Genomic DNA, 26,946 nt, shown 5'->3' with positions numbered 1-26,946 from the left:
CGCCCAGGATTTCGACGACCGCTGGTACCTGACCGGTGGCGCCGGTTTCAACCTGCAGGACAATGACCGCGGTACGCGCGATGCGCCGTTCGCAACGCTTGGCTTCGGCAAGTTCATTTCCCCGGCGTGGTCGCTGGATGCGGAGCTGAACTACCAGAACCCGAACAACGACGCGAACCAGGACCTGAACTGGAGCCAGTACGGCATTTCGCTGGACCTGCGTCGCCACTTCCTGGCCGAAGGCCGCAACTGGGCGCCTTACGTGCTGATGGGCGTGGGCTACCAGCGTTCGGAAGAAGAGTACGACGCGTTCCCGAGCCCGGTTTCGCCGGGTGAGCGCGAAGACGGCAACTTCGCCGCCAAGGTTGGCGTGGGTGCGCAGGGCGGCACGGGTCGGGTCAAGATCCGCACCGAGCTGGCCTACCGTGCCGACTTCGACGACACCAGCGTCAGCGCCCCCAGCGAAGACTGGTTCGGCGACGTGCTGGCTTCGGTTGGCGTCGTGATCCCGCTGGGTCCGGAGCCGACCGCCCCGGTGGCCCCGGCGCCGGTGGCCCCGAGCTGCGCGGACATGGACAGCGACGGTGACGGCGTGAACGATTGCGACGACCGCTGCCCGGATTCGCAGCCTGGCCAGACGATTGGTCCGGACGGCTGCCCGGTGCCGGTGTCGATCGACCTGAAGGGCGTGAACTTCGACTTCGACAAGTCGACCCTGCGTCCGGACGCGGTGTCGATCCTCAACGAGGCGATCGAGATCCTGAAGCGTTACCCGGAGCTGAAGGTCGAAGTGGCTGGCCACACCGACTCGAAGGGCACCGACGCGTACAACCAGTCGCTGTCGGAGCGCCGCGCGACCGCGGTGTACGACTACCTGGCCTCGAACGGCATCGATTCGTCGCGCATGGTGGGTCCGACCGGTTACGGCGAGAGCCGCCCGATCGCGCCGAACACCAATGACGACGGTTCGGACAACCCGGACGGCCGCGCGCGCAACCGCCGCACGGAGCTGAACGTCCAGAACTGAGGACGTCGGCACAGGTGACACCACGAAGCCCGGCCTTGTGCCGGGCTTCGTTTTAATGGATGGTTAACATCTGCCTGAATTGTGTATGATTACGCCGCGACTGGCAGGTTGGGCGGGCCGGTGGCCTGGCCCCGCATGCCCACCGCCTTCCCCCGACTCATTCCTGATTGGTTTAGGAGCAAATTATGAAAATTCGCGTGTTGAGCACTGCCCTTCTGGCAGGTCTGGTTTTCTCGCAGGTGGCTTCCGCCCAGGATTTCGACGACCGCTGGTACCTGACCGGTGGCGCCGGTTTCAACCTGCAGGACAATGACCGCGGTACGCGCGATGCGCCGTTCGCAACGCTTGGCTTCGGCAAGTTCATTTCCCCGGCGTGGTCGCTGGATGCGGAGCTGAACTACCAGAACCCGAACAACGACGCGAACCAGGACCTGAACTGGAGCCAGTACGGCATTTCGCTGGACCTGCGTCGCCACTTCCTGGCCGAAGGCCGCAACTGGGCGCCTTACGTGCTGATGGGCGTGGGCTACCAGCGTTCGGAAGAAGAGTACGACGCGTTCCCGAGCCCGGTTTCGCCGGGTGAGCGCGAAGACGGCAACTTCGCCGCCAAGGTTGGCGTGGGTGCGCAGGGCGGCACGGGTCGGGTCAAGATCCGCACCGAGCTGGCCTACCGTGCCGACTTCGACGACACCAGCGTCAGCGCCCCCAGCGAAGACTGGTTCGGCGACGTGCTGGCTTCGGTTGGCGTCGTGATCCCGCTGGGTCCGGAGCCGACCGCCCCGGTGGCCCCGGCGCCGGTGGCCCCGAGCTGCGCGGACATGGACAGCGACGGTGACGGCGTGAACGATTGCGACGACCGCTGCCCGGATTCGCAGCCTGGCCAGACGATTGGTCCGGACGGCTGCCCGGTGCCGGTGTCGATCGACCTGAAGGGCGTGAACTTCGACTTCGACAAGTCGACCCTGCGTCCGGACGCGGTGTCGATCCTCAACGAGGCGATCGAGATCCTGAAGCGTTACCCGGAGCTGAAGGTCGAAGTGGCTGGCCACACCGACTCGAAGGGCACCGACGCGTACAACCAGTCGCTGTCGGAGCGCCGCGCGACCGCGGTGTACGACTACCTGGCCTCGAACGGCATCGATTCGTCGCGCATGGTGGGTCCGACCGGTTACGGCGAGAGCCGCCCGATCGCGCCGAACACCAATGACGACGGTTCGGACAACCCGGACGGCCGCGCGCGCAACCGCCGCACGGAGCTGAACGTCCAGAACTGAGGACGTCGGCACAGGTGACACCACGAAGCCCGGCCTTGTGCCGGGCTTCGTGCGTCTGGAGGCTGCTAGACTCCCGCCCTGTGCACGAGGAAGCGGGGCAAGAGCGATGAAGCGGTCAGCGTTGATGGGTGTGGCGGCGGTGGGCCTCCTGGTTCCGGGAATGGCCCTGGCGGCGATCGACTGCGGCAGCCTGCCCAGCGCGGGCGTGGCCGCGCAGCGGGTCACGGTGCTTGCGCCACTGGCGGCCGAACTGGTCGCGCCCTCGTACATGCTCGGCGCCAACAGCGGCGTCCTGGGACATGCATACGACGAGTCGCAGACCGTCGACGAAGTGCTGGTGCGCCGGCGCATCGAAGGCTGCCGCAACGTGGCGATCGCAGCGCCCGCCAGCGTGGCGGATCCGAACGATCCCGGCGCCTACAAGCCCAAGACCGAATTCGACAACACGCCCTGGCGTTTCGACATGAACCAGAACGGCCGGCAGATGACCGCCGACGAGTTCGATGCCTGGATGAAGACGCGCGGCGTTCGCATCGCGCGCGGCAGGACTCCGGTCCCGGCTGCTGCTGCGGCCGCTGCCGACGGCACTGTCGCTGCCCCGGCCGGTGAGGTGGTTCTGCCCGTTGAAGGCGTTCCCGCCCAAGCCCCATCCGCCGACAACCCGCCCGCGGAGGCTCCACCTGTCGAAGCTCCGCCCGCCGGGGTCCCTGCAGACGACGGCTCCGAGCCGCGCTGAGTCCTGCCACGGATCGCGACGGCCCGCGGCGCCATTGCGCCGCGGCCTGGGCGCGCTTCAGCCCTTGATGACGCCCAGTTCCTGCCCGATGCGGATAAAGGCGTCGATGGCCCGGTCCAGGTGCTCGCGCGTGTGTGCGGCCGACAGCTGCGTGCGGATGCGCGCCTGGCCCTGCGGTACCACCGGGAAGAAGAACCCGATCGCGTAGATGCCTTCCTCGAGCAGGCGCTCGGCGAAGCGCTGCGCCAGCGGCGCGTCGTACAGCATCACCGGGCTGATCGGATGGGTTCCGGGCTTGATGTCGAAGCCCGCGGCGACCATGCGCTCGCGGAAGTAGGCGGTGTTTTCCCCCAGCCGCTCGCGCAGCTCACCCGCGGCATCCAGCATCTGGAAGGCCTTGGTGCCCGCGGCCACCACGTGTGGCGGCAGCGAGTTCGAGAACAGGTAGGGCCGTGAGCGCTGGCGCAGCAGCTCGATCACTTCCGCCTTCGCCGTGGTGAAGCCGCCCAGCGCACCGCCCATGGCCTTGCCCAGGGTGCCGGTGATGATGTCGATCTTTTCCAGCACTCCCTTGACCTCGGCCGAGCCGCGTCCGGTCGCGCCGATGAAGCCGGTGGCATGGCATTCGTCGATGTGGACCAGCGCGCCGTACTTCTCCGCCAACGCGGTGATCTCGTCCAGCGGCGCGATGAAGCCGTCCATCGAGAACACGCCGTCCGTGGTGATCATGATCGTGCGCGCGCCGTCGGCCTTCGCCTGCTTGAGCTGCGCTTCCAGGTCCGCCATGTCGCAGTTGGCGTAGCGGTAGCGCTTGGCCTTGCACAGGCGCACGCCGTCGATGATCGAGGCGTGGTTGAGCGAATCGCTGATGATCGCGTCCCCTTCGCCCAGCAGCGGCTCGAACAGCCCGCCGTTGGCGTCGAAGCAGGCGGCATAGAGGATGGTGTCCTCCTTGCCGAAGAAGCTGGAGATCGTCTGCTCCAGCTCCTTGTGAAGGTCCTGGGTGCCGCAAATGAAGCGCACCGAGGCCATGCCGAAGCCGTGCGTGTCCAGGGCATCGCGCGCGGCGGCGATGATGTCCGGATGGTCGGCCAGGCCGAGGTAGTTGTTGGCGCAGAAGTTCAGCACCCTGCGGCCGTCGGCCAGTTCAATTTCAGCCGACTGCGGGCTGGTGATGATGCGCTCGGCCTTGAACAGGCCCTGTTCGCGGATTTCGGCCAGGGTCTGGCTGTAGCGTTCGGTCAGGGACACAGGACACCTCAACGATGGGGAAGGCAGGTGGCGCCGTCGAGGCGCGACCTTCGGCGGCATGGATGCCGCCGAGAGCCTACATGGACGTATTCACGGCGTGTCGCGCCTTGGCGGCGCCACCTGCCTTCGCGCGGACCGGCTACCAGCTCAGCACCACCTTGCCCGACTTGCCGCTTTCCATCAGGTCGAAGCCCTTCTGGAATTCGTCCGCCGGCAGCTGGTGGCTCAGCACCTTCTCCAGCGGGAAGCCCGCCAGCACCAGCTGGGTCATCTTGTACCAGGTCTCGTACATGCGGCGGCCGTAGATGCCGTGCAGCACCAGGCCCTTGAAGATCACCCGGTCCCAGTCGATGCCGGCGCCCTTGGGCAGCAGGCCGAGCAGGGCGACCTTGCCGCCGTGGTACATGCAGTCGAGCATGTCGTTGAACGCGGTCGGGTTGCCGCTCATTTCCAGGCCGACGTCGAAGCCGTCCATGTTGAGCTCGGCCATGACCTCCTTCACCGAGGTCTTGCTGACGTTGACCACCCGCGTGGCGCCCATGTCCGCGGCCAGCTTCAGGCGGAAGTCGTTGACGTCGGTGACCACGATGTTGCGGGCACCGATGTGACGGCAGATGCCCGCGGCCATCACGCCGATCGGGCCGGCGCCGGTGATCAGCACGTCCTCGCCGACCACGTCGAACTCCAGCGCGCAGTGCGCGGCGTTGCCGTAGGGATCGAAGAACGCCGCCAGCTCCGACGGAATCGCGTCCGGGATCGGCCACAGGTTGCTGGCCGGCATGACGATGTACTCGGCGAAGGCGCCATTGCGGTTGACGCCGATGCCGACCGTGTTCGGGCAGAGGTGCTGGCGACCGGCACGGCAGTTGCGGCATTGGCCGCAGACGATGTGGCCTTCGGCCGAGACGCGCTGGCCGATGTCGTAGCCGGTCGCGCCCGGACCCAGCTTCACCACGCGGCCCACGAATTCATGGCCGATGGTCAGGCCCTGCGGGATGGTGCGCTGCGCCCACTCGTCCCACAGGTAGATGTGCAGGTCGGTGCCGCAGATCGCGGTCTTCTCGAGGCGGATCAGGACCTCGTTGGGGCCGGGCTCGGGGACCGGGACTTCCTCCATCCAGATGCCGCGGGCAAGCTCGCGCTTGACCAGTGCCTTCATGGTGGCGGGAATGGTGGACTGCTGGGACTGCGACATGGTTGGGCCGGTCGGATGGTCGAAACACCCATTGTACCGCCGCCACGGCGCGCCACCTGGGGCATGACCGCTGACATTTGCACCCGGCCGCCGCCGCGGCCTATGGTCGGGGGCTGTCCAGACCACCGGTAATCCCATGCGCCCGAGCTCCATCGCCACGGCCCTCGCCGCCGCCCTGCTGCTGCCCGCCGCCGTCCTTGCCGACGAAGGCATGTGGCTGCCCTCCCAGCTGCCCGAGATCGAATCGGCGATGCGCGCGTCCGGCTTCCAGGGAGACCCGAAGGACCTGTCCGACCTGTCGAAGCCGCCGATGAGCGCCGTGGTTTCGCTTGGCGGCTGCACGGCGAGCTTCGTCTCGCCTCATGGCCTGGTGGTCACCAACCATCACTGCGCCCACGGCGCGATCCAGCTGAATTCGACGCCGGAAAACAACCTCATCGCCAACGGCTTCAATGCGGCGACGATGGCCGGCGAACTGTCTGCGGGCCCGGGTGCGCGGGTGCTGGTGACCGACCGCTTCGAGCGCATCACCGACCGCATCCTGGCCGATGCCCGCGGCAGGACCGGCCGCGCGTACCACGACGCGGTCGAGGCCGCCTCCAAGGCCGCCGTGGCCGAGTGCGAGGCCGAGGAGCCCGGCTACCGCTGCAGCGTGGTCGACATGTACTACGGCACCGACTTCGATCTGGTGCGCCAGCTCGAAATCCGCGACGTGCGCCTGGCCTACGCGCCGCCGGACGCGATCGGCAGCTACGGCGACGAGATCGACAACTTCATGTGGCCGCGCCACAGCGGCGACTTCACCTTCTACCGCGCCTATGTGGGGCCGGACGGCAAGCCCGCGGCGTATTCCCCGGACAACGTGCCGTTCAAGCCCGCGGCATGGCTGACGGTGTCGACCGAGCCGCTGGCCGAGGGCGACTTCGCGATGCTGGCGGGCTATCCCGGCCGCACCTTCCGCCACCGCACCGCGGCCGAGTTCGCCGACCAGGTCGAGTGGCAGCTGCCTTCGCGCGTGGAGCTGATGACCGCGCTGCTGGACGCGGTCGAGCGCGGCAGCGCGGGCGACGCCGATGCCCAAGTGCGTTATGCCGCCCAGGTCGCGAGCCTCAAGAACACGCTCAAGCGGGCCCGGGGCGAGCTCGACGGCCTGCGCCGCAGCGATGCCGTCGCCGGCCGCCGCGCGGAGGAGGCGGCGATGGCGAAGTGGCTGTCCGGCCAGGCCGATGCCGCCGCGACCCGGGCCGACATCGAAGCCGCGGCCGCGGTGATCGCCTCCGCCCGGGCCACGCGCGAGCGCGACCAGCTGTTCGGCCTGATGCAGGCCCAGACCCAGCTGCTGGGCGGCGCGATGCGGCTGCAGCGCCTGGCGCTGGAGCGCGGCAAGCCCGACGCCGAGCGCGAAAGCGGCTACCAGCTGCGCGACGAAGCCCGGATCGAGGCCGCCCTGCGCCAGACCCAGCGCCGCTACGCGCCGGCGGTCGAGCGCGCGATCCTGGCCGAGCTGCTGGGCCGTCATGCCGCGCTCCCGGCGGAGCAGCGCGTGCCCGAGGTCGATGCCGTCTTCGGCACCGACGCAGCGACGATCGCGTCGCGCCTGGAGCGCCTGTACGCCGGTGCCGCCCTGGCGGACGAAGCCGAGCGCCTGCGCCTGTTCGCCGCCGCCCCGGCCGAGGTCCAGGCCGCCACCGATCCGCTCATGCAGGCCGCCGCGACCCTGCAGCAGGCCGACCTGCGCTTCGAGGGCGAGGCCAAGGCCCGTGCCGGCGAGCTGCTGCGCCTGCGCCCGGCCTATATGCGCGGCATGATCGGCCACGCCCGCAGCGAGGGCAGGGCGGTCTACCCGGATGCCAACTCCACCCTGCGCGTGAGCCACGGCCGCATCCAGGGCCTGCAGCCGCGCGATGCGGTCAGCTGGTCGCCGCTGACCACGGTCGAAGGCATCGTCGAGAAGCACACCGGCGTGGCGCCCTTCGACGCGCCGCAGCCGCTGCTCGATGCCATCGCCCGCCGCGACTTCGGTGCCACCGTCGATCCCGGCCTCGGCACCCAGACCGTGAACCTGCTCACCAACCTCGACACCACCGGCGGCAACTCCGGCTCGCCGGTGATGGACGCCCGCGGCCGCCTGATCGGCCTGAACTTCGACAGCAACTGGGAAGCGGTCAGCGCCAGCTGGAAGTTCGACCCGCGCTACAAGCGCGCGATCCACGTCGATGCCCGCTACATGCGCTGGATCATGGCCCGCGTCTATCCCGCGCCGCAGCTGCTGCGCGAGATGGGCCTGCCGCTCGACGAGGCCGACCGGCAGGCTCCCGCCGCCGCCGCCGGCCGTTAAACTCCGAACCATCCAACCCGTCCAGGACACCGAACCTATGGGCAAGACCCTACTCGCCGCGGCCGTCGCGGCCTTCGCGGCCGCTGCCGCCAGTCCCGCCCACTCCGGCGAAGGCATGTGGGTGCCGCAGCAGCTCCCCGAGATCGCCAAGCCGTTGAAGAAGGCGGGACTCAAGCTCAAGCCCGAACAGCTTGCCGACCTGACCGGGGACCCGCTGGGCGCCGTGGTCTCGCTGGGCGGCTGCACCGCGAGCTTCGTCTCGCCGCAGGGCCTGGTGGCGACCAACCACCACTGCGCCTACGGCGCGATCCAGCTCAACTCCACGCCCGAGAACAACCTCATGCGCGACGGCTTCTACGCCGCGGCGATCGGCGACGAGATCAGCGCCGGACCGAACTCGCGCATCTTCGCGCTGGAGTCGATCGAGGACGTGACCGCCAGGGTGCAGGCCGCCGTGTCCGCGGCGCCCGATGCGATCGGTCGCACCAATGCGCTCGACGCGATCGAGAAGTCGCTGGTCGCCGGCTGCGAGGCCGAGGAAGGCTACCGCTGCCGCCTGTACAGCTTTGCCGGCGGCAACACCTACCGCCTGTTCAAGAACCTCGAGATCAGCGACGTGCGCCTGGTCTACGCGCCGCAGGGCAGCGTCGGCGCCTACGGCGGCGAAACCGACAACTGGATGTGGCCGCGCCACACCGGCGACTTCGCCTTCTACCGCGCCTACGTCGGCAAGGACGGCAAGCCGGCGGCGTTCGCCGAAGACAACGTGCCCTACCAGCCCAAACGCTGGCTCGAGTTCGCAGACAAGCCGCTGGGCGAGGGCGACTTCGTGATGGTCGCCGGCTATCCCGGCCGCACCGCGCGCTACGCGCTGGCCAGCGAGTTCAAGGACACGCAGGACTGGCAGTACCCGACCGTGGTCCGCCACTACAAGGCGCTGCAGAAGATGGTCGCCGCGGCCGGCGAGGCCAATCCGGACATCGAAGTGAAGTACGCCAGCACCATGCGCGGCTGGGAGAACGTCTACAAGAACTACGACAGCCAGCTCGCCGGCTTCGAGCGCACCAAGGCGATGGCCACCAAGGAGCAGCAGGAGGCCGAGGTGCTGGCCTGGGCACGCGGGCAGGGCGAGGCCGGACAGGCCGTGCTCGACGCCTACGCGCGCATCCTCGAGCTCAACGAGGCCAGCCGCGCCACCCGTGAGCGCGACCTGGTGTTCGGCCAGTTCAACGGCACCGGCGTGCTGTCGACCGCGATCCGCGGCTACCGCCTGGCGATCGAGCGCGAGAAGCCCGACGCCGACCGCGAGCAGGGCTACCAGGAGCGCGACCTGCCCACGATCGAGGGGGCCGTGCGCCAGATGGAGCGTCGCTATGTGCCGGAGATGGACCGGGGCCTGCAGCAGTACTGGCTGGCCGAGTACGTCAAGCTGCCGCAGGCCCAGCGCCTCGAGGCCGTGGACGCCTGGCTGGGCGGCAGCGACGACAAGGCGATCGACGGCGTGCTCGATCGCCTCGGGCGCAGCGAGCTGGCCGACAGCACCGAAACCCGCCTGAAGTGGCTGAAGGCCGACCGCGAGGCGTACGAGTCCAGCAAGGATCCCGCGATCCGCTACGCGGTGGCGGTCATGCCCACGCTGCTGGCGCAGGAAGCCGAACGCAAGGCGCGCGCCGGCGACGCCCTGCTGGCGCGGCCGGTCTACCTGCAGGCGGTGGCCGACTACAAGGCCAGCAAGGGCGAGTTCGTCTATCCGGACGCCAACTCCTCACTGCGCATCACCTTCGGCAACGTCAAGCCCTACACCAAGCTCGACGGCACGCCGCAAAAGCCGTTTACCGTGCTTGAAGAGATCCCGGCCAAGGACACCGGCGTCGATCCGTTCGACGCGCCCAAGGCACTGCTCGATGCGGTCGCCGGGAAGCGCTATGGCGGGCTTGCCGATCGTCGCCTGAAGTCGGTGCCGGTCAACTTCCTCGCCGACCTCGACATCACCGGCGGCAACTCCGGCTCGCCGGTGCTCGATGCCCACGGCAAGCTGGTCGGCCTCGCCTTCGACGGCAACTGGGAATCCGTGGCGTCCAACTGGGTGTTCGACCCGGTGATGACGCGCATGATCTCGGTCGACCAGCGCTATATGCGCTGGATCATGCAGGAGGTCTATCCGGCGCCGCGCGTGCTGGCCGAGCTGGGGCTGGAGCCGAAGCGTTGAGGGTCCTGCTCGCGCGACACGGCGAGACCGAGTGGAACCGCGCCGGCCGCTACCAGGGGCAGGAGGACATCCCGCTCTCGGATACCGGCGCCAAGCAGGCGCTGCGCCTGGGCGAGCGCCTGCACGACGTGCGCATCGACTGCGCCGTGGCCTCGCCGCTGTCACGCGCGTACGACACGGCGCGGCTGGCGCTGGGCGAGGCGCGCGCGGACATGCTCGAGGTCGACGCGGGGCTGATGGAAATCGCCCACGGCACGTGGGAAGGCAAGCTGGCCAGCGAGATCGGCGAGTCCGACCCCGAGCGCCTGGCTGCCTGGCGCGATGCGCCTGACAAGGTGCAGATGCCCGGCGGCGAGTCGCTGAAGCAGGTCCTTGAGCGCGCCTGGCCGGCCTTCGCGAAGGCCTGCGAAGGGCTGGGGCCGGAAGACACGCTGCTGGTGGTCTCGCACGATGCCGTGAACCGCGTGTTGCTGTGCCGGGTGCTCGGCCTGCCGCTGTTCCGGCTGTGGACCTTCCGCCAGGCGCCGGCCACCCTGAACCTGCTGGAGGGGCCGGATGTCGGGCACCTGGACGTGGTGCGCATGAACGACTGCGCGCACCACACCCTGCTGTTCGGCGAAGCGGTGCACCGGGCGCTCTGAACCATGGCCGCAACGCGCAGCCTGCAGGACTGGCTCGGTGACATCGAGGGCCGGCATCCGCGCGAGGTCGACCTCGGCCTCGATCGCGTGCGCGACGTGGCGGCACGCATGGGTCTGGGCCGGCCGGCGCGCCTCGTGGCAACCGTCGCCGGCAGCAACGGGAAGGGCTCGACGGTGGCCTTCATCGAGGCGATTGCCGCTGCCTCCGGGCTGCGCGTGGGCGCCTACACCTCGCCGCACCTGCTGGCCTACAACGAGCGCGTGCGCATCGATGGCGAAGACGCGGACGATGCCGGCCTGGTGGCGGCGTTCGGGGCGGTCGAAGCCGCGCGCGGCGCGACCACGCTGACGTATTTCGAATATGGCACGCTCGCCGCGCTGTGGCTGTTCGAACGTGCGGGACTCGATCTCGCCGTGCTCGAGGTCGGTCTGGGCGGGCGCCTGGACGCAGTGAATCTGGTCGATCCCGACGTCGCGGTGATCACCACTGTCGACCTCGACCACCAGGACTGGCTCGGTGCCGACCGCGAGGCCATCGGTACCGAGAAGGTCGGCATCGCGCGGCCGTGGACGCCGCTGGTGCTGGGCGAGGACGACCCGCCGTCGAGCGTGCTCGGCCACGCCTATGCCATCGGCGCCTCCGCGATCCGTGCCGGCAGCGACTACCGCTTCGGCCGCGATGACGCCGGCGACGGCTGGTGGTGGCGCGAGCCCGGGTTCGAACTGGTTCTGCCGCTGCCGGGCATGGCCGCGCCGGCGCAGCTGCGCAATGCCGCCGCCGCGATCGCAGCGCTGCGCGCGCTGGACGTGGAGATCGACGACGCCGCCTGGGCGCGGGGCGTGGCCGCCGCACGGGTGCCCGGGCGCCTGCAACGCTTTGAGCGCGATGGGGTCGAGGTGCTGGTGGACGTCGGCCACAACCCGCAGGCGGCACGCGCGCTGGCCGAGTGGCTGCATGAGGCGCCGGCGATGCGCACCGTGGCCGTGTACGGCGCGCTGGCCGACAAGGACGCCGTTGGCGTGGTCGCCGCGATCGCGCCCTTCGTGGACGCCTGGCACCTTGCCGGCATTGCCGGCGCCGGCGGCCGTGGCCGTGATGCCGATGCACTGGCCGACGCCCTGGCCGGCACAGCGGCCGCAACCGCGCAGCGCCACCGCGACCCCGCCGCGGCGCTGTCGGCGGCACTGGCACAGGCCCATCCGGGCGAACGCGTGATCGCCTTCGGCTCCTTCCACGTCGCCGGCGCGGCGCTCGCGTGGCTCGCTGCCGGGGATTCAGAAGTGGAGCGGGGCGGGGCCGTATAATTCAGCGGCCCCCGTTGCCTCGAGCCTCCATGGACTCCGGACTGAAACAGCGCCTGATCGGCGCCGCGGTACTGATTGCGCTGGCCGTGATCTTCCTGCCGATGCTGGTGCAGGGTCCCGCCCCGGACAGCGGCGTGTCCGATCTTTCACTGCACGTCCCCGACGCGCCTTCGGGCGACTACGTCACCCGCGACCTGCCGCTGGTGGTGCCCAATGCCACGACCAGCGCCGGCCTGCTGGCCGGTGACGGCAGCCTGGCAACCGTGGACACCGCCACCGCAGCGCCGCAGGGCGACGCGCGCCCGGAGGACGCGGCCGACCTCGCATCCGACGTCGACGTGGTCCCGCTGGCGGACGGCGACGCGGCCGGTGTGGAGGCCCCGCTGCCGGTGCAGGAGCGCCCCGTCGCGGACCCCGAGCCTCTCGCGCCACAGCGCCCGGTCGCGGCGGCCGGGCCCGAACCCGAAGCTCCTGCGCCGGCGAGGCCCGAACCTCCGAAGCCCGAGCCCGCGGCAGCTCCCGCGCGCCTGCCTGCGGCCACCGCCGGCGGCGATTACGCGGTGAACTTCGGCGCCTACGGCTCGCGCGCCGACGCCGGGACCGTGGTCAACCGCCTGCGCCAGTCCAACCTTCCGGCCTACGTGGAAGAAACCCGCGTTGGCGATCGCGATGCCTGGCGGGTGCGCATCGGCCCCTACGCTTCGCGCGCCGATGCGGAGTCCGCGCGCGTGCGCGCCGGCAGCATCGGCTCGCGCGCCACGGCCGCGGTGGTCGCGCTGGACGCGGCAGCGTCCGGCAGCAGCGCGGCGGCATCGAGGCCGGCGGCACCGGCGGCCGCACCTCCGGCTGCGGCTCCCACCCCCGCCTCAACGGCTGCAGCCGGAACCGGTTTCGCCGTGCAGCTTGGCGCCTATGGCAACGCCAGCGAGGCCAACGCACTGCGCGACCGGCTGCGCGCCGCCGGCATCGGTGCCTTCACAGAGACTGTGCAGACCGACAAGGGCACGCTGACCCGGGTCAAGGCCGGGCCGGTGGTCACGCGCGGTGAAGCCGACCAGCTCAAGGCACGGGTGAAATCGAGTTTCAACATCGACGGTCTCGTGCGCTCGCATCCATAGCCGCACTCTCGAGGCGGCGCTGCCAGCGCCGTGTTGCCGAAACCGCCTTTCCACTCCAGACACTCGCAGGACCCATCCCCATGTGCGGCATTGTCGGCATCGTCGGAACCACTGAAGTCGCGCCCGCGCTGTACGACGGCCTGACGGTGTTGCAGCACCGCGGACAGGACGCCGCCGGCATCGCCACGGGCTACGGCACGCGGCTGCGCGTGCACAAGGGCAACGGCCTGGTGCGCGATGTGTTCGACGATGCGTCGATGGCGCTGCTCCAGGGCCGCGTCGGCATCGGCCACTGCCGCTATCCCACCGCCGGCAGCGAGGGCCATGACGAAGCGCAGCCGTTCTACGTCAATTCGCCCTATGGCATCGCGCTCGCCCACAACGGCAACCTGATCAACACCGACGCCCTGCGCCGCGAGGTGTTCGAGACCGACCGCCGCAACGTCAACACCGAGTCCGACTCCGAGGTGCTGCTCAATGTGTTCGCGCATGAGCTGGACCGCGAGCGCGCGCTCACGCCGGAAGCGGCGCTGAAGGCGGTCGAAGGCCTGCACCGGCGTGCGCGCGGCGGCTATGCCGGCGTCGCCCTGGTACTGGGCCTGGGGCTGGTCGCATTCCGCGATCCCAACGGCATCCGGCCGCTGGTGCTCGGCAGGCGCGAGGCCGAAGGTGGCACCGAATACGCGGTCGCTTCGGAATCGGTGGCGCTGGACATCCTCGGCTTCGAGCGCGTGCGCGACGTCGAGCCGGGCGAAGGCATCGTCATCACCGCGAACGGCGAGCTGCACGCGCGCCAGTGCGTGGAGGCGGGCGAGCACGCGCCGTGCATCTTCGAGTACGTCTACTTCGCGCGCCCGGACTCGATGATCGAGAACATCTCGGTGCACAAGGCGCGGATGCGCATGGGCGTGACGCTGGGCGAGAAGATCCTGCGCGAGCGGCCCGACCACGACATCGACGTGGTGATCCCGATCCCGGACACCTCGCGCGACTCGGCGATGGAGATCGCCAGCGCGCTCGGGGTGAAGTATCGCGAGGGCTTCGTCAAGAACCGCTACGTCGGCCGCACCTTCATCATGCCGGGGCAGGGTGAGCGCGTGAAATCGGTGAAGCGCAAGCTCAACCCGATTCCGCTGGAGTTCCGCAACCGCGTGGTGCTGCTGGTGGACGATTCCATCGTGCGCGGCACCACCTCGAAGCAGATCGTGCAGATGGCGCGCGACGCCGGTGCGCGAAAGGTCTACCTGGCGTCGGCGGCGCCGCCGGTGCGGCATCCCAATGTCTATGGCATCGACATGCCATCGGTCGACGAGCTGGTGGCCAACGGCCGCAGCGAGAAGGAGATCGAGGCGGTGTTGGGCTGCGACTGGCTGGTCTACCAGGACCTGGCCGACCTCGAGGCCGCGGTGGCCGGGCACAAGTTCCCCGGCAGGAAGTTCGACAGCTCCTGTTTCAGCGGCGAATACGTGACCGGCATCGAGCCGGGCTACCTGGAGGGCCTGCGCACGCTCAGGTCCGACGAGGCGAAGAAGAAGCGCCGCGTCGGCGCCTGATCATGGCGAGGTCGTTGTTCGACGCCGCGCGCGACTGCCTTGCCGCGGCGTCGCCCGAGGACAAGGTCGCGGCCACCCATGCCGCGGCCGCGGCGTTCCGGCGCGGCGAGCTTGTCATCGACGCCGACAGCGGATCCGGCACCGGAGGCGGGACCGATGCCAAGGCGTCCGGGCCGGATCCGATCCGCATGCCCGGCCGGCCGCTGCGTCCGCGCCTGGTGCATCCGCGCGAGCTGCCGCGACGCGGCTTCGGCACCGACGAAGGCCGCGCGGCCTTTATCCACGCCATCGCCCACATCGAGTTCAACGCCATCGACCTCGGCTGGGACGCGGTCTATCGCTTCCGCGGCATGCCGGCGCAGTACTACGCCGACTGGGTGATGGTGGCCGACGACGAGGCCCGGCACTTCACCATGCTGCGCGACCGGCTGCAGGCCATGGGTCGCGACTACGGCGACTTCGACGCGCACAACGGCCTGTGGGAGATGGCCGAGAAGACCGCGGACGACGTGCTCGCGCGCATGGCGCTGGTGCCGCGCGTGCTCGAAGCGCGCGGGCTGGACGTGACGCCGGGGATGATCGTGAAGCTGCGCGCGCTGGGCGACGAAGCCACCGTCGGGATCCTCGAAGTGATCCTGCGCGAGGAAGTCGCCCACGTCGCCGCCGGCAGCCACTGGTTCCGCTGGTGCTGCGAACGCGGGGGTATCGATCCGGAGCCCCGTTTCCGTGAATTGCTGACCGAATACGCGCGCGCCGTGCTGCATGGTCCGTTCAACGTCAAGGCGCGCAGCGCGGCGGGGTTCAGCGAGGACGAGTTGGCGGCGCTGGTGCAGATTTCGGGCTGAGGGCGGCATCGGCTCAAACGCCTGCAGCCGACGCACCCCGGCATCCGCGCCAAGCCTGAAATTGCGTGGGGCAAGTCGGGGATGCGCGGCTTTACAGCGTCGCCAAATGAAGTCCTGTCGCGTCCACGCGCAACACCGATCCCTGCTCGTACCAGTCGCCCAGCACCACCCGCGTGCATGCATGCCCATCGACATCAAGCGCATGCACCGCCGGGCGATGGGTATGTCCGTGGATCAGCAGATGCACGCCGTGCGCACGGAGCGCTGCTTCGACCGCAGTGGGCGCCACGTCGGTGATCGTTTCCATCTTGCCGGCGTCGCGCAGTTCGCCCTGCCGCGCCTGGCTGGCCGCGCGTGCCTGCTGCGCGAACGCCTGCCGTGCCGCCAGTGGTTGCGCCAGGAATTGCCGCTGCCACGCGGGATCCCGGGTCTGCGCCCGGAACTGCTGGTAGGCCACGTCGTCGGTGCACAGGGTGTCGCCATGCATGAGCAGCGCACGCCGCCCGTACAGGTCGACCTCGGTCGGATCGTCCAGCAGCGCCATGCCGGCCCGCTGCGCGTAGTCCGCGCCCAGGAGGAAGTCGCGGTTGCCGTGCATGAAGTACACCGGTCCCCCGGCGGCCGACAGCGCCGCCAGCCGCTCCGCCACGAAGGTGGCGGTCTCCGACGGGTCGTCATCGCCGACCCAGGCCTCGAACAGATCGCCGAGGATGTAGAGCGCGTCGGCGGCGCGTGCCTCGCCATCGAGGAACTCGCCAAACAGGCGGGTGATGTCCGGCCGTTCCGGATCGAGGTGCAGATCGGAAATGAAGAGCGTCGTCATGCCTGGAGTGTAAATGCACGGCATCGCGGCCATGGGTGCTTCGACAACGGCGCTTTACGGGCGGCGCTGGAGCGGCGATCGCGCCATGCCCGCTCCCAGGGCAGTTCCGGTGCCGGCGAAGGGCTAAAATCACTGCTCACCCGAGCCAGTCCCAGACGCCATGACCTGCCGCACCCGCTTCGCCCCCAGTCCCACCGGCTACCTGCACATCGGCGGCGCCCGCACCGCCCTGTACTGCTGGCTGGAGGCGCGCCGCCGCGGCGGCAGCTTCATCCTGCGCATCGAGGACACCGACCGCGAGCGCAGCACCCAGGGTGCGATCGACGCGATCCTCGAAGCCATGGCATGGCTGGGCCTCGACTACGACGAGGGCCCGATCTACCAGACCGCCCGCGTCGAGCGCTATCGCGAGGTCGCCGAACAGCTGGTCGCGGCCGGGCAGGCTTACTACGCCTATGAGTCGAAGGCCGAACTCGACGCCATGCGCGAGGCCGCCATGGCCGCCGGTACCAAGCCCCGCTACAACGGCGCCTACCGCGAGCAGGGCGCGCCCTACCGCGACGACCCGAATCGCGTCATCCGCCTGAAGACCCCGCTCGACGGCACCGTGGCCTGGGACGACAAGGTCAAGGGCCGCATCGAGATCGCCAACGCCGAACTCGACGACCTCGTCATCTTCCGCCCCGACGGCTACCCGACCTACAACTTCGCGGTGGTCGTCGACGACCTCGACATGGGCATCACCGATGTCGTCCGCGGCGACGACCACGTCAACAACACCCCGCGCCAGATCAACATCTACCGCGCGCTGGGCGCCGAGGTTCCGGCGTTCTCGCACCTGCCGATGATCCTCGACGAGCAGGGCGCCAAGCTCTCCAAGCGCACCGGCGCCGCCGACGTCATGCAGTACCGCGACGCCGGCTACCTGCCGCACGCGCTGCTCAACTACCTGGTGCGCCTGGGCTGGTCGCACGGTGACCAGGAGATCTTCTCGATCGATGAGATGAAGTCGCTGTTCGACCTCAAGGGCGTCAATGCCAAGGCCGCGCGCCTGGACATGGCCAAGCTCGGCTGGCTGAACCAGCAGTACCTGAAGGACGACGCGCCGGCGGACGTCGCGAAGCACCTCGAGTGGCAGCTGCGCGAGGCCGGTTACGACCTCGCCGCCGGCCCCGCCCCGGCCGACGTCGTACTCGCCCTGCGCGACCGCGTGCAGACGCTGAAGGACATGGCCGAGCGCGCCGCCGTCTGGTACCGGCCGCTCACCGATTACGACGACAAGGCCGTGGCCAAGCACCTGAAGCCCGAGGCGAAGGCGCCGCTGGCCGAAGCGCGCCATCGCCTGGATGCGCTACCGGCCTGGACGGTCGAGGCCATTGCCGAAGCCCTGCAGGTCACCGCGGAAACGCTGGGGCTGGGCATGGGCAAGGTCGCGCAGCCGCTGCGGGTGGCGATCACCGGCACGCAGGTGAGCCCGGACATCGCGCACACGGTGTATCTGGCCGGGCGCGATGAAGCCCTGGAGCGCATCAACGCCGCGATCGCGCTCATTCCCGCCTGACCCCTTGTGGGAGCAGCCATGGCCGCGAGAAACCCTTTCGCCGCTATAGCGGCTCCAACACCTGCTGATGGCAGTGGGCCTGCCGGCTTGAGTCATCGCAGGTTCGGCACCATCATCACGGCATGCCCGCGCATGCCTGCACCGATCCCAAGCACCACGTCCACGACGCCCCGGCCTTCGTGTCAGCGGTCGAGCGCGCCTGCCGCGAGCGCGGCCTGCGGCTGACGCCGATCCGCGCCCACGTGCTCGGCCTGATCGCGGAGACCGAACAGCCGATCAAGGCCTACGACCTGCTTGATCGCGTTCGCGAGGGCAACGGGCCCGGGGCCGCAGGGCCGCCCACGGTGTACCGCGCGCTCGACTTCCTGCTCGCCAACGGCTTCATCCACAAGCTGCAGTCGGTCAACGCCTTCGTTGCCTGCCACCATCCGAGTACCGCGCAGCACTCGGTGCCGTTCCTGATCTGCGACAGCTGCCATTCGGCGGTCGAACTCGAGGACAGCCAGATCGTGGCGGCGCTGGACGAACGCGCGCGCGGACTCGGCTTCCGTCCGCGTGCGCAGACGCTCGAAGTGCACGGCACCTGCGCCGAATGCGTCGGTAAACAGTAGGCCGCCGGGGCGCCGCCGCGCGATCGCAGGCGACGCCGCGGGCCGATCCGGCTGCTAGAACAGCACGCGCACGCCGGCGCTCGCGCCACGGCCGGCCATCGGCGCCAGGTCCTTGAGGAACGAGGTGTGCACGCGCACCTCCCTGTCGAGCAGGTTGTTGCCGTTCACGAACAGCTCGACCGCGTTGCCGCTGGCGGTGTCCATGTGCCAGGCCAGGTTCGCGTGCACCAGCGTGTGCCCTGGCGTTGCGTGCTCGAATCCGGCCACGTCGTCCTGCCGCGCGTAGCGCACCGCGCCGATGCCGGCGCGCCAATGGTTGCTGGTCCAGCGCAGGTCGGCGCCGATGCGCGCGGGCGCGATCCGGGGCAGGTTGCCGTCCAGTGCCAACTCGGCCGCGTAGTCATGCGCGTGGTCACCGTGGGGCACGGACACATCGATCGTGCGCGTCCCTTGCCCGGCAAGCCGTCCGCGCACCACGTCGGCAAAGGCGCCCACGGTCCATGCGCCGCTGTCGTTGTCGACGAAGGTCCATTCCACGTCCAGCTCACCGCCGCTGAAGCGCGCGTCGGCCTGGGTCCAGGCCCGCACCGGCAGGCCACCGTCGACGATCCCGGTATCGGCCAGGTAGATGAAGTCGTCGTAGCGCACGTGGTAGATCGCCGCGCCCACGCGCAGCGGGCCGCGGTGCCAATGCAGGCCGACCTCCGCGCGGTTGGCGGTTTCGACGTCAAGCCCCGGATCGCCGAATTCGTGGCTCTGCGTCGCCACGTGGATGCCGCTGGAATGCAGCTCCTCGGCGGTGGGCGAGCGCTGCGCGCGGTCGAGGCCGAAGGATAGGTGCACGTCCGGCCTCAGGTCCCAGCGCGACGCCAGCGACAGGCTGGTGGTGCTGAAGTCCCGCGACGGCCCGGCGTCTGCGGCGATGTCGATGCCGTTGCGGTCGTGGCGCAGTCCGAGTTCGAGGCTGGCCGGGCCGAAGTCGCGTTCGCCGATCCAGAACAGGCCGGCGTCACGCGATTCGGAATCGGGCACGAAGGCTTCGGCGCCCGCCGCGGCGAAGTCGCGCTGCGACCACTGCAGGCCGAAGGCGCCTTCCCAGCCGCCGAGCGGCCGGTGCGCGAGCTCAAGCCGGCCCTCGATGGTTTCGTTGTCGAACACGGTGCCGACCTCGTCGCCCTCGTATTCGGTGTGGGTGTAGTCGGTGTGTGCGATCCGCGCGCGCAGGCTCTGGAAGGGGCCGATGTCGTCGAGTCCGCCGCGGAGCTCGGTGCGGCGCTGGTCCATCTCGATGTGGACGCCGCCATGGCCTTCGGCGTCGTGGTCGCGATCCCCATCTCCGCCGTGCCCGTGGCCATGCTCGTCCTGCTGCTCGTCCCCGGCATGGACATGGCCGGGTACGCCGTAGCGCGTGTTGAACAGGCTCTGGCCGACGCCGATGAAACCGCGGTTGCCGACCCAGGACAGGCCCAGGGCGCCGCTGTCCGTGCGCACGAAGCTGTTGGGCAGCGTGCCGCGCGCGTCGTCGTCGTGGTCATCATGGTCGTTGTCGTTGTGCTCATGTTCTGCGCGCAGGGCCGCGCTTTCGGCGTAGCCGGGAATCTCGACGTCACCGGTCTCGCGATGCAGCGCGTCGATATGGAACACCAGCCGTCCCGAGGCCGCGGTGCCGTCCAGGCGGAGCATACCGGTGCGCTCGTCGTTGACGCTGCCGGCGCGCAGCTCGGCGCGGCCCTCGAGCGGCCGCGACGTGGCCGCTTCCGGGATGCGGCCATCGACCACGTTGACCGCGCCGCCGATGGCGCCGTTGCCGTACAGCAGGCTGGCCGGACCCTTCAGCACTTCGATCTGGTTGGCGAGGAAGGGTTCGATGCTCACCGCATGGTCGACGCTGACGGTCGACACGTCGCCGGCGGACAGGCCGTCGCTGAGCACCTGGACGCGCGCGCCTTCCATGCCGCGGATGATCGGGCGGCCGACGCCGGCACCGAAGAAGGAGGATTGGACGCCGGGCAGGCGCGCGACCGTTTCGCCGATGGAGTTCGCCTTTGCATCGTCAAGGCGCTCGCCGGCAAGGACGGCTACGGGCCTGGCGAGGTCGTCGGCGGTGCGGGCGATGGGATTGGCGCGGACCCTGAGCGTGTCGAGGTCGGTCACGCCGTGCTCGTGGCCGGCGTCGTCGGGAACCGCGTCCTGGGCCGATGCAGGGACGGCCAGGGCCAGCAGGATCGCGCTCGCGAGCGTGGCGAGGCTGGTGAATGCCGTGGGGCGCGGGAGGGTGCGGGAAACACGTCGTCTGGTGGTCATGGGGGCCGGTGTGGTGATGTCGATTGAAATGTTATACTGTTTCAATTCCGACGCCACCCCAACCAACGTCATGGCCACTTCATGCAACCTCAATCGAGCCGACCGGGTCGGTTTCGCGGCGTCGTTCCTGTGTGCGCTGCACTGCGCGCTGCTGCCGCTGGCGCTGGCCGTGCTGCCCACGTTCGGGCTGTCGGTGGGCGGCTGGGTGGACATCGACCAGGCGGTCACCGTGTTCGCCACGCTGCTGGGCGCCACCACGCTGGCCATCGGCTTCCGCCGCCACCGCGCGTTCCGGGCCTGGGCGCTGCTGCTGCCGGGCCTGGCGCTGGTCTGGCTGGGGGCGTTCAGCCCGCTGCATGACCACGGCATGGTGCACGCGGCGGTGATGACCCTCGGCGGCCTGATGATCGCCGGCGCGCACCTGCTGAACCTGCGCCTCACCCACGCTGCCGCGGCGGCCCGCGCGACGCCCTGAACCGGCGCGCGTGCTAGGATGCGCGCCCTGTGGCGTGCAAAGGCGCGCCCCACCGAACGAACTCCAGGAGCGACAGATGGGCAAGGGCGATCGCAAGACGGCCAAGGGCAAGCGCTACAACTCCAGCTACGGCAACGCCCGCAGCCACGTGACCGCGAAGGCGACCGGCGCTGCCGCCGCACCGGTTGCGAAGAAGGCCGGCGCGAAGACCGTGGCCAAGGCTCCGGCAAAGAAGGTCGTGGCCAAGAAGACCGTGGCCAAGGACTGAAGTCCCGCGCCAGCGCTGACGTACGAAGCCCCGCCAGAAGCGGGGCTTCGTCGTTTGGGGCCGGACGCCGCCGCGGGTCAGGGCGTGCCGGCGCCCGCCTCGATCACCGCCCACACCCGCAGCAGGTTGCCGCCCAGGATCTTGCGGATGTCGTCGTCCGAATGCCCGCGCGCCTGCAGCCCGGTGATGAAGTTGGGGAAGTCGGCCACGGTACGCAGGCCTTCGGGCAGCTCGCCGTCGACGCCGTCGAAGTCGGAGCCGATGCCGACGTGGTCGACGCCGATCAGCTTGACCGCGTAGTCGATCTGGTCCAGCACGTCGCTGATCGGGGCCTCGACCCTGGGATGGTCCAGCTCCCACTGCGCTTCGAAGGCCTTGCGGTCCAGCGCCGGCTCGCCGGCGGCCACGCCCGCGGCGCTGCGACGGTCGAACGCGAGCGACTCGCGGAACCAGTCGCGGGTATTGGCCGCGGCGGTCGGATTGACGAACGCGGTGCCGAACGGAATCTGCACGACGCCGCCCTTCGCCGCGATGGCCTTGGCCAGCTCGTCGCTGAGGTTGCGCTCGAAGTCCGGGGTGAAGTGGCGCAGCGCGGAATGGCTGGCGATCACCGGCACGCTGCTGAGTTCGATGGATTGGCGCACGGCGTCGTCGGACAGGTGCGAAACGTCGACCATGATCCCGAGCCGGTTCATCTCCCGCACCACTTCGCGGCCGAAGGGGCTCAGGCCGTTCCAGCGCTTCTCCACCGTGTAGGAGGAGTCGGCGATGCGGTTGTTGCCGCTGTGCGCCAGGGTGATGTAGCTGACGCCGCGGTCGCGGAAGAAGGTGAGTTGGGCAAGGTCGTCGCCGATAGGCCCGCCGTTCTCGAGTCCCAGCGGCAGCAGCACGCGGCCGCCGGTGCGCAGGCGCTCGACGTCGCCCGGGGAGGTCAGCAGGGCGAAGCGGTCCGGATGGCGCGCGACCAGGGCCTCCATCGCGTCGATCTGGATGTTGGCCGCCTGCCAGGCGCTGCCGGATTCGTCCTGGCGCGCGGAGGTGTAGATCGACATGAAGGCGACGTCCAGGCCGCCTTCGCGCGCGCGCGGGTAGTCGAACTCGCGGTCGGGCGCGGCCTCGCCGAGGTCGGCCCAGCTGGAGACCAGCACTCCGGGCGCATCGATATGGGTGTCGACGATGATCGCGTCGGCGGCCAGGGCGCGCGCGGCGTCGGTGGCCTGGGCCAGCGCGGCGGCGGGCAGGGCCAGTGCGAGTGTCAGTGCGAGTGCATGGCGGCGTGGGCTTTGAGGCATCGGGAGGCTCCTTAGTCGGGCGGAAGGGTCTTTCGCGGCTGTAGCCGCTCCCACATGGGCGTGCGTCATCCATGGGCGGCATTTCGTAGCGGCAGTTGTGGGAGCGGCTACAGCCGCGACGCCTTTCCTGCCGGCGACACGTTTCGTGGTTTCTTGATCAGGCCACCCTGCGTCCCCCGGAATGGACGGAGACTGCAAGCTCCCCGCCCAGCCAGTAACACAGCGCCGCCGGCTCGCGCACGCGCCAGCGCACGAAGTCCGCCCGCATGCCGGCGCGCAGCATGCCGCGGTCGTCGAGTCCGAGCGCGCGCGCGGCGTGCACTGTCGCGCCGCGCAGTGCTTCGGCAGGGGTCAGGCGGAAATGGGTGCAGGCCAGCTGCATGGCCTGGCGCAGCGACAGCAGCGGCGAGGTTCCGGGATTGCAGTCGGTGGCCACCGCCATCGGCACGCCGTGCGCGCGGAAGGCGTCGATCGGCGGCAGGGTGGTCTCGCGCAGCACGTGGAAGGCGCCCGGCAGCAGCACCGCCACGGTGCCGGCGGCCGCCATCGCGCGCACGCCTGCATCGGAGGTGTGTTCGACGTGGTCGGCGGACAGGCCGCCGAATTCCGCCACCAGCGCCGCCCCTTCGCCATCGCTGAGCTGGTCGGCATGCAATTTCACCGGCAGGTCGAGCGCGCGCGCGGTGTCGAATACGCGGCGGGTCTGCGCGTGGCTGAAGCCGATGCGCTCGCAGAAGGCATCCACGGCGTCGACCAGGCCTTCGGCATGCAGCCGCGGCAGCCAGTCGCAGACGGCGTCGATGTAGCCGTCGGGGTCACCGGCGTACTCGGGTGGCAGCGCGTGTGCGCCGAGGAAGGTGGTGCGCACGCCGATGCCCAGCGCATCGCCGAGCTCGCGCGCGGCGCGCAGCATCTTGCGCTCGTTGTCGAAGTCCAGGCCGTAGCCGGACTTCACTTCCAGCGTGGTCACGCCGTCAGCGACCAGGGCGCGGGCGCGCGGCAGGGTTTGCGCCAGCAGGGCCTGCGCGTCGGCGGAACGGGTGGCGCGCACGCTGGAGACGATGCCGCCGCCGGCGCGCGCGATGTCTTCATAGCTGGCGCCCGTCAGGCGCTGCTCGAACTCGGCGGCGCGATCGCCGGCGAACACGATGTGGGTGTGGCAATCGACCAGGCCCGGAGTGACCAGGTCGCCTCCGCCGTCGATCACGACGTCGGCAAGCTCCTCCGGACGGCCGCGCAATGCATCGGCCGCGCCGGCAAACACGATGCGGCCGTCGCGCCAGCCCAGTGCGGCGTTTTCGACCATGCCGTAAGAATCGGGGCCATTCCCGTGCCTGCGGCCGTTTGATGAGCAACCGTCGGCTGCGTCGCCTGCATCGGGTGCGCCGGGCGCACCATCGCGGTGCGAATCCCCGTCAAGCGTGGCCAGGCGCGCGTTGACCAGCAGGCCATCCAAGCGCTCAGCGGCCATCGGCATGCGCCCTGGCTGGGGTGGTGGCTGCAGTGCACGGCATGTCAGGACCTCGGATCGCGTCGACGCGGTAGCCTATCGCACCCTGCCGCCGGAGCGCGCCGACATGTCTGCGAACCAAGTACCCGGAGCGCCCGATGCGCGCGATGCAGGCGCCATGCCGGTCGCACCCGATGCCCCGCATGCCGCCGTCGCCCGCCAGGTAGCGGGCGGATGGCAGCTGCCGGCGATCGCCAACCTGCATTCGCACGCCTTCCAGCGCGCCATGGCCGGGCTCGCAGAACGGCAGACGCATCCGGAAGACTCGTTCTGGACCTGGCGCGAGACCATGTACCGCATGGCCGCGCGCTTCGATCCCGATTCGCTGTACGCGGTCGCACGCCAGCTCTACGTCGAGATGCTGGAAGCCGGCTATGGCAGCGTCTGCGAATTCCACTACCTGCACCATGCGCCCGACGGTCGGCCCTACGCCGATCCGGCGGCGATGTCGCAGGCGTTGATCGCCGCCGCGCGCGACACCGGCATCCGCCTGACCCTGCTGCCGGTGCTGTACATGACCGGTGGCTTCGACGGCCGCGCGCTGGGCGAGCGCCAGAAGCGCTTCGGCCACGACGTCGACGGCTACCTGCGCCTGTTCGAGACGCTGCACGCGCAAACCGGCGACATGCTGCGCGTCGGCTGCGCCCTGCACAGCCTGCGCGCGGTGCCGCCGGATGCGATGCGCGCGGTGCTGGCGGCGCTGCCCGCCGATGCGCGCATCCATATCCACATCGCCGAGCAGGTGGGCGAGGTGCAGGACTGCCTCGCCATCCGCGACCTGCGCCCGGTGGAATGGCTGCTGCAGAACGCCGATGTCGATGCGCGCTGGACGCTGGTGCACGCCACCCACCTCAACGACTGGGAAGTGGCAGGCATCGCGAAGAGCGGCGCGACCGTCGCCATCTGCCCGACCACCGAGGCCAACCTCGGCGACGGCCTGTTCCGCCTTCGCGAGTACCTCGATGCCGGCGGCGCCTGGGGCATCGGCTCGGACTCGCATATCTCGGTGTCACCGGTGGAGGAGCTGCGCTGGCTGGAGTACGGACAGCGGCTGGTGAAGCGGCGCCGCAACATCGCCGTGGGCGATGCATCGACCAGCGTCGGCGAGACCCTGCTGCACGGCGCGTACGCGAGCGCGAAGAACGCCACCGGCTTTGACGCCGGCGGTGACACCCTGGTGCTTGATGCGGAGGCGCCGCTGCTTGCCGCAGCGACCGCCGGTGACGTCGCCGATCGCTGGCTCTTCAGCGGAAACCGGCCTTGCGTCAAGGACGTGCACATCGCCGGCCGGCGTGTGGTGGCCGACGGCCGCCATGCGGACGGCGCTGCCGTTCTTGCGCACTATCGGACTGCGCTGGCGAAGCTCTCGGGAATGTAGACGAGCTGCCGCAGCTGGCAGCTCTGGTCCGGCGTCAGTACGGCGTCAGTACGGCGCTTCCATGCGACGCGGCTGTGCGGTCATCGCGGGCTTCAGATGATGGGCGGCGCGACGATTCGCCACGCATTCGCGATGACCGAGGTCAGCGCCGAATAGACGTCCTGCAATGCGCGCTCCAGCGGGTCGGTGGTTTCGATCCGATACGACGCTCCCTGCTCGATCGCCGCCTTCACCGGCCCGATGTAGTGGTTGCTGCCGATGTTTTGCAGGCCTGCCGGATCATCGAACTGGAAGTGGGTGCCCAGCGGGTTGGGCAGCATGTCGAGGACCGGGACCTGGCGCTGCACGCCGGTCGCCCAGTCGCCGTCGATGCTGTAGTGGCGCATCTGGCCGTTTTCGGCGCCATGGCGGACGGCCCCGGCATCAAGGCCATGCTGGCGCAGTGTGTTGTCGTGGATGCCCTGAGCGTTGAACGTGACCGCGGTGCTGCCGGTCGCCGCCGCTGCCATGGACGCGAGGCCGCCGCCCAGCGAGTGCCCGGTATAGACCACGTTGTCGCCGCCGAAGGCGTTCTCGGCCTGGTGCGCGAGCGTGACCGCGGTGTCGTACTGGCGGGTCTGGAAGCCCGCCGACTGCGCGATCACCGTGCCCACGTCCGCCACGCCGCCGGTGTCGTTGCCGGCATAGGCCACCACGTAGTTGCCTATACCGTCGGTGTAGATGCCCGCCTCCATGCCGTTGCTGTACTGCAGGTTCGGATCGATCCCGGCTGCGGCCAGTTCGCCGTCGCCCATCCGCTGCCAGCCGTCCGCGTCCTGGCGCAGGTAGACGGCCTCCGCGACGCCCGCCATCGAACTGTCGAACGCCTGGTCCATCCCGGTGCCGCCCACGGCCTGATCGAAGCCGCCGTCGCGCCCAGGCACGTTTCCCCCGTTCGGATTCAGGGCCTCGTGGACCTGGCGGAAGAAGAGGTCGGCCGCGTGCAAGGTGTTGTTGATGATGGACTGGAACATGTCGGGACGAACCTCCACGGGGGTCAGGGATGCGGGATGCGCCGAGTCTCGTCGCGGGTCCCTGTGCCGACAACCTGGGGCTGACTGCAGGTATCGCCGACCAGCGTCACGTTGCAGCGCAGCACTGCCGCCGCATGGGGCTGGCCCCACTGCCGCCGCCGCGACGGATGTGGCCAGCTGTCGGCCAGGGGGATGGACCACATGACCGGAAGGGAGAGT

Annotated in this window: 21 protein-coding genes and 1 pseudogene; 15 read left to right on the top strand and 7 right to left on the bottom strand. The window is 69.8% G+C overall.

Features of this window, described 5'->3' with window-relative positions; genetic code table 11:
* The 3 genes and pseudogenes from WCE37_RS06690 to WCE37_RS06680 all read left to right on the top strand — a co-directional run.
* Positions 1-1,027: OmpA family protein (locus WCE37_RS06690; protein ID WP_343278652.1), on the top strand; the 1,027-nt coding region annotated here is incomplete at its 5' end.
* Between the two features lie 185 nt (positions 1,028-1,212).
* On the top strand, positions 1,213-2,301 hold the full coding sequence (locus WCE37_RS06685; RefSeq protein WP_343278651.1) for an OmpA family protein: 1,089 nt from the start codon (positions 1,213-1,215) through the stop codon (positions 2,299-2,301).
* 106 nt (positions 2,302-2,407) lie between these two features.
* A pseudogene (locus tag WCE37_RS06680) lies at positions 2,408-2,905 on the top strand (hypothetical protein); the annotation flags it as partial.
* A gap of 189 nt (positions 2,906-3,094) precedes the next feature.
* Here WCE37_RS06680 and kbl read toward each other — a convergent pair.
* On the bottom strand, positions 3,095-4,288 hold the full coding sequence (kbl, locus tag WCE37_RS06675; protein ID WP_343278650.1) for a glycine C-acetyltransferase: 1,194 nt from the start codon (positions 4,286-4,288) through the stop codon (positions 3,095-3,097).
* 139 nt (positions 4,289-4,427) lie between these two features.
* On the bottom strand, positions 4,428-5,459 hold the full coding sequence (gene tdh / locus WCE37_RS06670) for an L-threonine 3-dehydrogenase (RefSeq protein ID WP_343278674.1): 1,032 nt from the start codon (positions 5,457-5,459) through the stop codon (positions 4,428-4,430).
* A gap of 160 nt (positions 5,460-5,619) precedes the next feature.
* Here tdh and WCE37_RS06665 point away from each other — a divergent pair, with 160 nt between their 5' ends.
* From WCE37_RS06665 to WCE37_RS06635, 7 genes are all read left to right on the top strand, one after another.
* Positions 5,620-7,821 (top strand): S46 family peptidase, encoded by a 2,202-nt coding sequence (locus tag WCE37_RS06665; RefSeq protein WP_343278649.1) that lies wholly within the window; start codon positions 5,620-5,622, stop codon positions 7,819-7,821.
* A gap of 37 nt (positions 7,822-7,858) precedes the next feature.
* Positions 7,859-10,030, top strand: coding sequence for a S46 family peptidase (locus WCE37_RS06660; RefSeq protein ID WP_343278648.1), 2,172 nt, complete (start codon positions 7,859-7,861; stop codon positions 10,028-10,030).
* Entirely contained in the window at positions 10,027-10,671 is a 645-nt protein-coding gene (locus WCE37_RS06655) for a histidine phosphatase family protein (RefSeq protein WP_343278647.1), read from the top strand. The genes WCE37_RS06660 and WCE37_RS06655 overlap by 4 nt, the downstream gene beginning before the upstream one ends.
* 3 nt (positions 10,672-10,674) lie before the next feature.
* Positions 10,675-11,976, top strand: a complete 1,302-nt coding sequence (gene folC, locus WCE37_RS06650) for a bifunctional tetrahydrofolate synthase/dihydrofolate synthase (RefSeq protein ID WP_343278646.1) — start codon at positions 10,675-10,677, stop codon at positions 11,974-11,976.
* Between the two features lie 29 nt (positions 11,977-12,005).
* Positions 12,006-13,094 (top strand): SPOR domain-containing protein, encoded by a 1,089-nt coding sequence (locus tag WCE37_RS06645; RefSeq protein WP_343278645.1) that lies wholly within the window; start codon positions 12,006-12,008, stop codon positions 13,092-13,094.
* A gap of 80 nt (positions 13,095-13,174) precedes the next feature.
* Positions 13,175-14,647, top strand: a complete 1,473-nt coding sequence (purF, locus tag WCE37_RS06640) for an amidophosphoribosyltransferase (protein WP_343278644.1) — start codon at positions 13,175-13,177, stop codon at positions 14,645-14,647.
* 2 nt (positions 14,648-14,649) lie between these two features.
* Positions 14,650-15,492 (top strand): ferritin-like domain-containing protein, encoded by an 843-nt coding sequence (locus tag WCE37_RS06635; protein ID WP_343278643.1) that lies wholly within the window; start codon positions 14,650-14,652, stop codon positions 15,490-15,492.
* A gap of 91 nt (positions 15,493-15,583) precedes the next feature.
* Here WCE37_RS06635 and lpxH read toward each other — a convergent pair whose 3' ends face one another.
* On the bottom strand, positions 15,584-16,315 hold the full coding sequence (gene lpxH / locus WCE37_RS06630; RefSeq protein ID WP_343278642.1) for a UDP-2,3-diacylglucosamine diphosphatase: 732 nt from the start codon (positions 16,313-16,315) through the stop codon (positions 15,584-15,586).
* Positions 16,316-16,475: 160 nt separating this feature from the next.
* Here lpxH and gltX point away from each other — a divergent pair, with 160 nt between their 5' ends.
* Both gltX and WCE37_RS06620 read left to right on the top strand, forming a co-directional pair.
* Complete coding sequence (gene gltX / locus WCE37_RS06625) at positions 16,476-17,876, top strand: glutamate--tRNA ligase (RefSeq protein ID WP_343278641.1); 1,401 nt, start codon at positions 16,476-16,478, stop codon at positions 17,874-17,876.
* A 122-nt stretch (positions 17,877-17,998) separates the two neighbouring features.
* Positions 17,999-18,487 (top strand): transcriptional repressor, encoded by a 489-nt coding sequence (locus WCE37_RS06620; RefSeq protein ID WP_343278640.1) that lies wholly within the window; start codon positions 17,999-18,001, stop codon positions 18,485-18,487.
* A 54-nt stretch (positions 18,488-18,541) separates the two neighbouring features.
* Here WCE37_RS06620 and WCE37_RS06615 read toward each other — a convergent pair whose 3' ends face one another.
* Positions 18,542-20,791, bottom strand: coding sequence for a TonB-dependent receptor (locus tag WCE37_RS06615; RefSeq protein WP_343278639.1), 2,250 nt, complete (start codon positions 20,789-20,791; stop codon positions 18,542-18,544).
* A gap of 70 nt (positions 20,792-20,861) precedes the next feature.
* On the opposite strand from WCE37_RS06615, the gene WCE37_RS06610 reads away from it, so the two are divergent.
* Positions 20,862-21,266, top strand: a complete 405-nt coding sequence (locus WCE37_RS06610; RefSeq protein WP_343278638.1) for a MerC domain-containing protein — start codon at positions 20,862-20,864, stop codon at positions 21,264-21,266.
* Positions 21,267-21,342: 76 nt separating this feature from the next.
* Positions 21,343-21,534 (top strand): 30S ribosomal protein THX, encoded by a 192-nt coding sequence (locus WCE37_RS06605; RefSeq protein WP_343254964.1) that lies wholly within the window; start codon positions 21,343-21,345, stop codon positions 21,532-21,534.
* Between the two features lie 77 nt (positions 21,535-21,611).
* Here the strand turns inward: WCE37_RS06605 and WCE37_RS06600 are convergent, their stop codons facing one another.
* Together WCE37_RS06600 and hutI are read right to left on the bottom strand one after the other, a co-directional pair.
* Positions 21,612-22,826 carry a dipeptidase gene (locus WCE37_RS06600; protein ID WP_343278637.1) on the bottom strand — a complete coding sequence of 405 codons (1,215 nt, stop codon included), beginning with the start codon at positions 22,824-22,826 and terminating at the stop codon, positions 21,612-21,614.
* A gap of 157 nt (positions 22,827-22,983) precedes the next feature.
* Positions 22,984-24,297 (bottom strand): imidazolonepropionase, encoded by a 1,314-nt coding sequence (hutI, locus tag WCE37_RS06595; RefSeq protein WP_343278636.1) that lies wholly within the window; start codon positions 24,295-24,297, stop codon positions 22,984-22,986.
* 157 nt (positions 24,298-24,454) lie between these two features.
* On the opposite strand from hutI, the gene WCE37_RS06590 reads away from it, so the two are divergent.
* Positions 24,455-25,714 (top strand): formimidoylglutamate deiminase, encoded by a 1,260-nt coding sequence (locus tag WCE37_RS06590; RefSeq protein ID WP_343278673.1) that lies wholly within the window; start codon positions 24,455-24,457, stop codon positions 25,712-25,714.
* Between the two features lie 92 nt (positions 25,715-25,806).
* Here WCE37_RS06590 and WCE37_RS06585 read toward each other — a convergent pair whose 3' ends face one another.
* Positions 25,807-26,727, bottom strand: a complete 921-nt coding sequence (locus tag WCE37_RS06585; RefSeq protein ID WP_343278635.1) for a hypothetical protein — start codon at positions 26,725-26,727, stop codon at positions 25,807-25,809.
* Positions 26,728-26,946: the final 219 nt, after the last annotated feature.

Source organism: Luteimonas sp. MJ250 (assembly GCF_039548455.1).
GTDB lineage: Bacteria > Pseudomonadota > Gammaproteobacteria > Xanthomonadales > Xanthomonadaceae > Luteimonas.
This window is presented reverse-complemented; position numbering and strand designations above follow the sequence as displayed.

Bases quoted from the DNA above. Each gene is read 5' to 3' on its own strand.
- WCE37_RS06685 (WP_343278651.1), top strand. From the start codon at position 1,213: ATGAAAATTCGCGTGTTGAGCACTGCCCTTCTGGCAGGTCTGGTTTTC.
- WCE37_RS06665 (WP_343278649.1), top strand. From the start codon at position 5,620: ATGCGCCCGAGCTCCATCGCCACGGCCCTCGCCGCCGCCCTGCTGCTG.
- WCE37_RS06660 (WP_343278648.1), top strand. From the start codon at position 7,859: ATGGGCAAGACCCTACTCGCCGCGGCCGTCGCGGCCTTCGCGGCCGCT.
- folC (WP_343278646.1), top strand. From the start codon at position 10,675: ATGGCCGCAACGCGCAGCCTGCAGGACTGGCTCGGTGACATCGAGGGC.
- WCE37_RS06645 (WP_343278645.1), top strand. From the start codon at position 12,006: ATGGACTCCGGACTGAAACAGCGCCTGATCGGCGCCGCGGTACTGATT.
- purF (WP_343278644.1), top strand. From the start codon at position 13,175: ATGTGCGGCATTGTCGGCATCGTCGGAACCACTGAAGTCGCGCCCGCG.
- WCE37_RS06635 (WP_343278643.1), top strand. From the start codon at position 14,650: ATGGCGAGGTCGTTGTTCGACGCCGCGCGCGACTGCCTTGCCGCGGCG.
- lpxH (WP_343278642.1), bottom strand. From the start codon at position 16,315: ATGACGACGCTCTTCATTTCCGATCTGCACCTCGATCCGGAACGGCCG.
- gltX (WP_343278641.1), top strand. From the start codon at position 16,476: ATGACCTGCCGCACCCGCTTCGCCCCCAGTCCCACCGGCTACCTGCAC.
- WCE37_RS06620 (WP_343278640.1), top strand. From the start codon at position 17,999: ATGCCCGCGCATGCCTGCACCGATCCCAAGCACCACGTCCACGACGCC.
- WCE37_RS06615 (WP_343278639.1), bottom strand. From the start codon at position 20,791: ATGACCACCAGACGACGTGTTTCCCGCACCCTCCCGCGCCCCACGGCA.
- WCE37_RS06610 (WP_343278638.1), top strand. From the start codon at position 20,862: ATGGCCACTTCATGCAACCTCAATCGAGCCGACCGGGTCGGTTTCGCG.
- WCE37_RS06605 (WP_343254964.1), top strand. From the start codon at position 21,343: ATGGGCAAGGGCGATCGCAAGACGGCCAAGGGCAAGCGCTACAACTCC.
- WCE37_RS06600 (WP_343278637.1), bottom strand. From the start codon at position 22,826: ATGCCTCAAAGCCCACGCCGCCATGCACTCGCACTGACACTCGCACTG.
- hutI (WP_343278636.1), bottom strand. From the start codon at position 24,297: ATGGCCGCTGAGCGCTTGGATGGCCTGCTGGTCAACGCGCGCCTGGCC.
- WCE37_RS06590 (WP_343278673.1), top strand. From the start codon at position 24,455: ATGCCGGTCGCACCCGATGCCCCGCATGCCGCCGTCGCCCGCCAGGTA.
- WCE37_RS06585 (WP_343278635.1), bottom strand. From the start codon at position 26,727: ATGTTCCAGTCCATCATCAACAACACCTTGCACGCGGCCGACCTCTTC.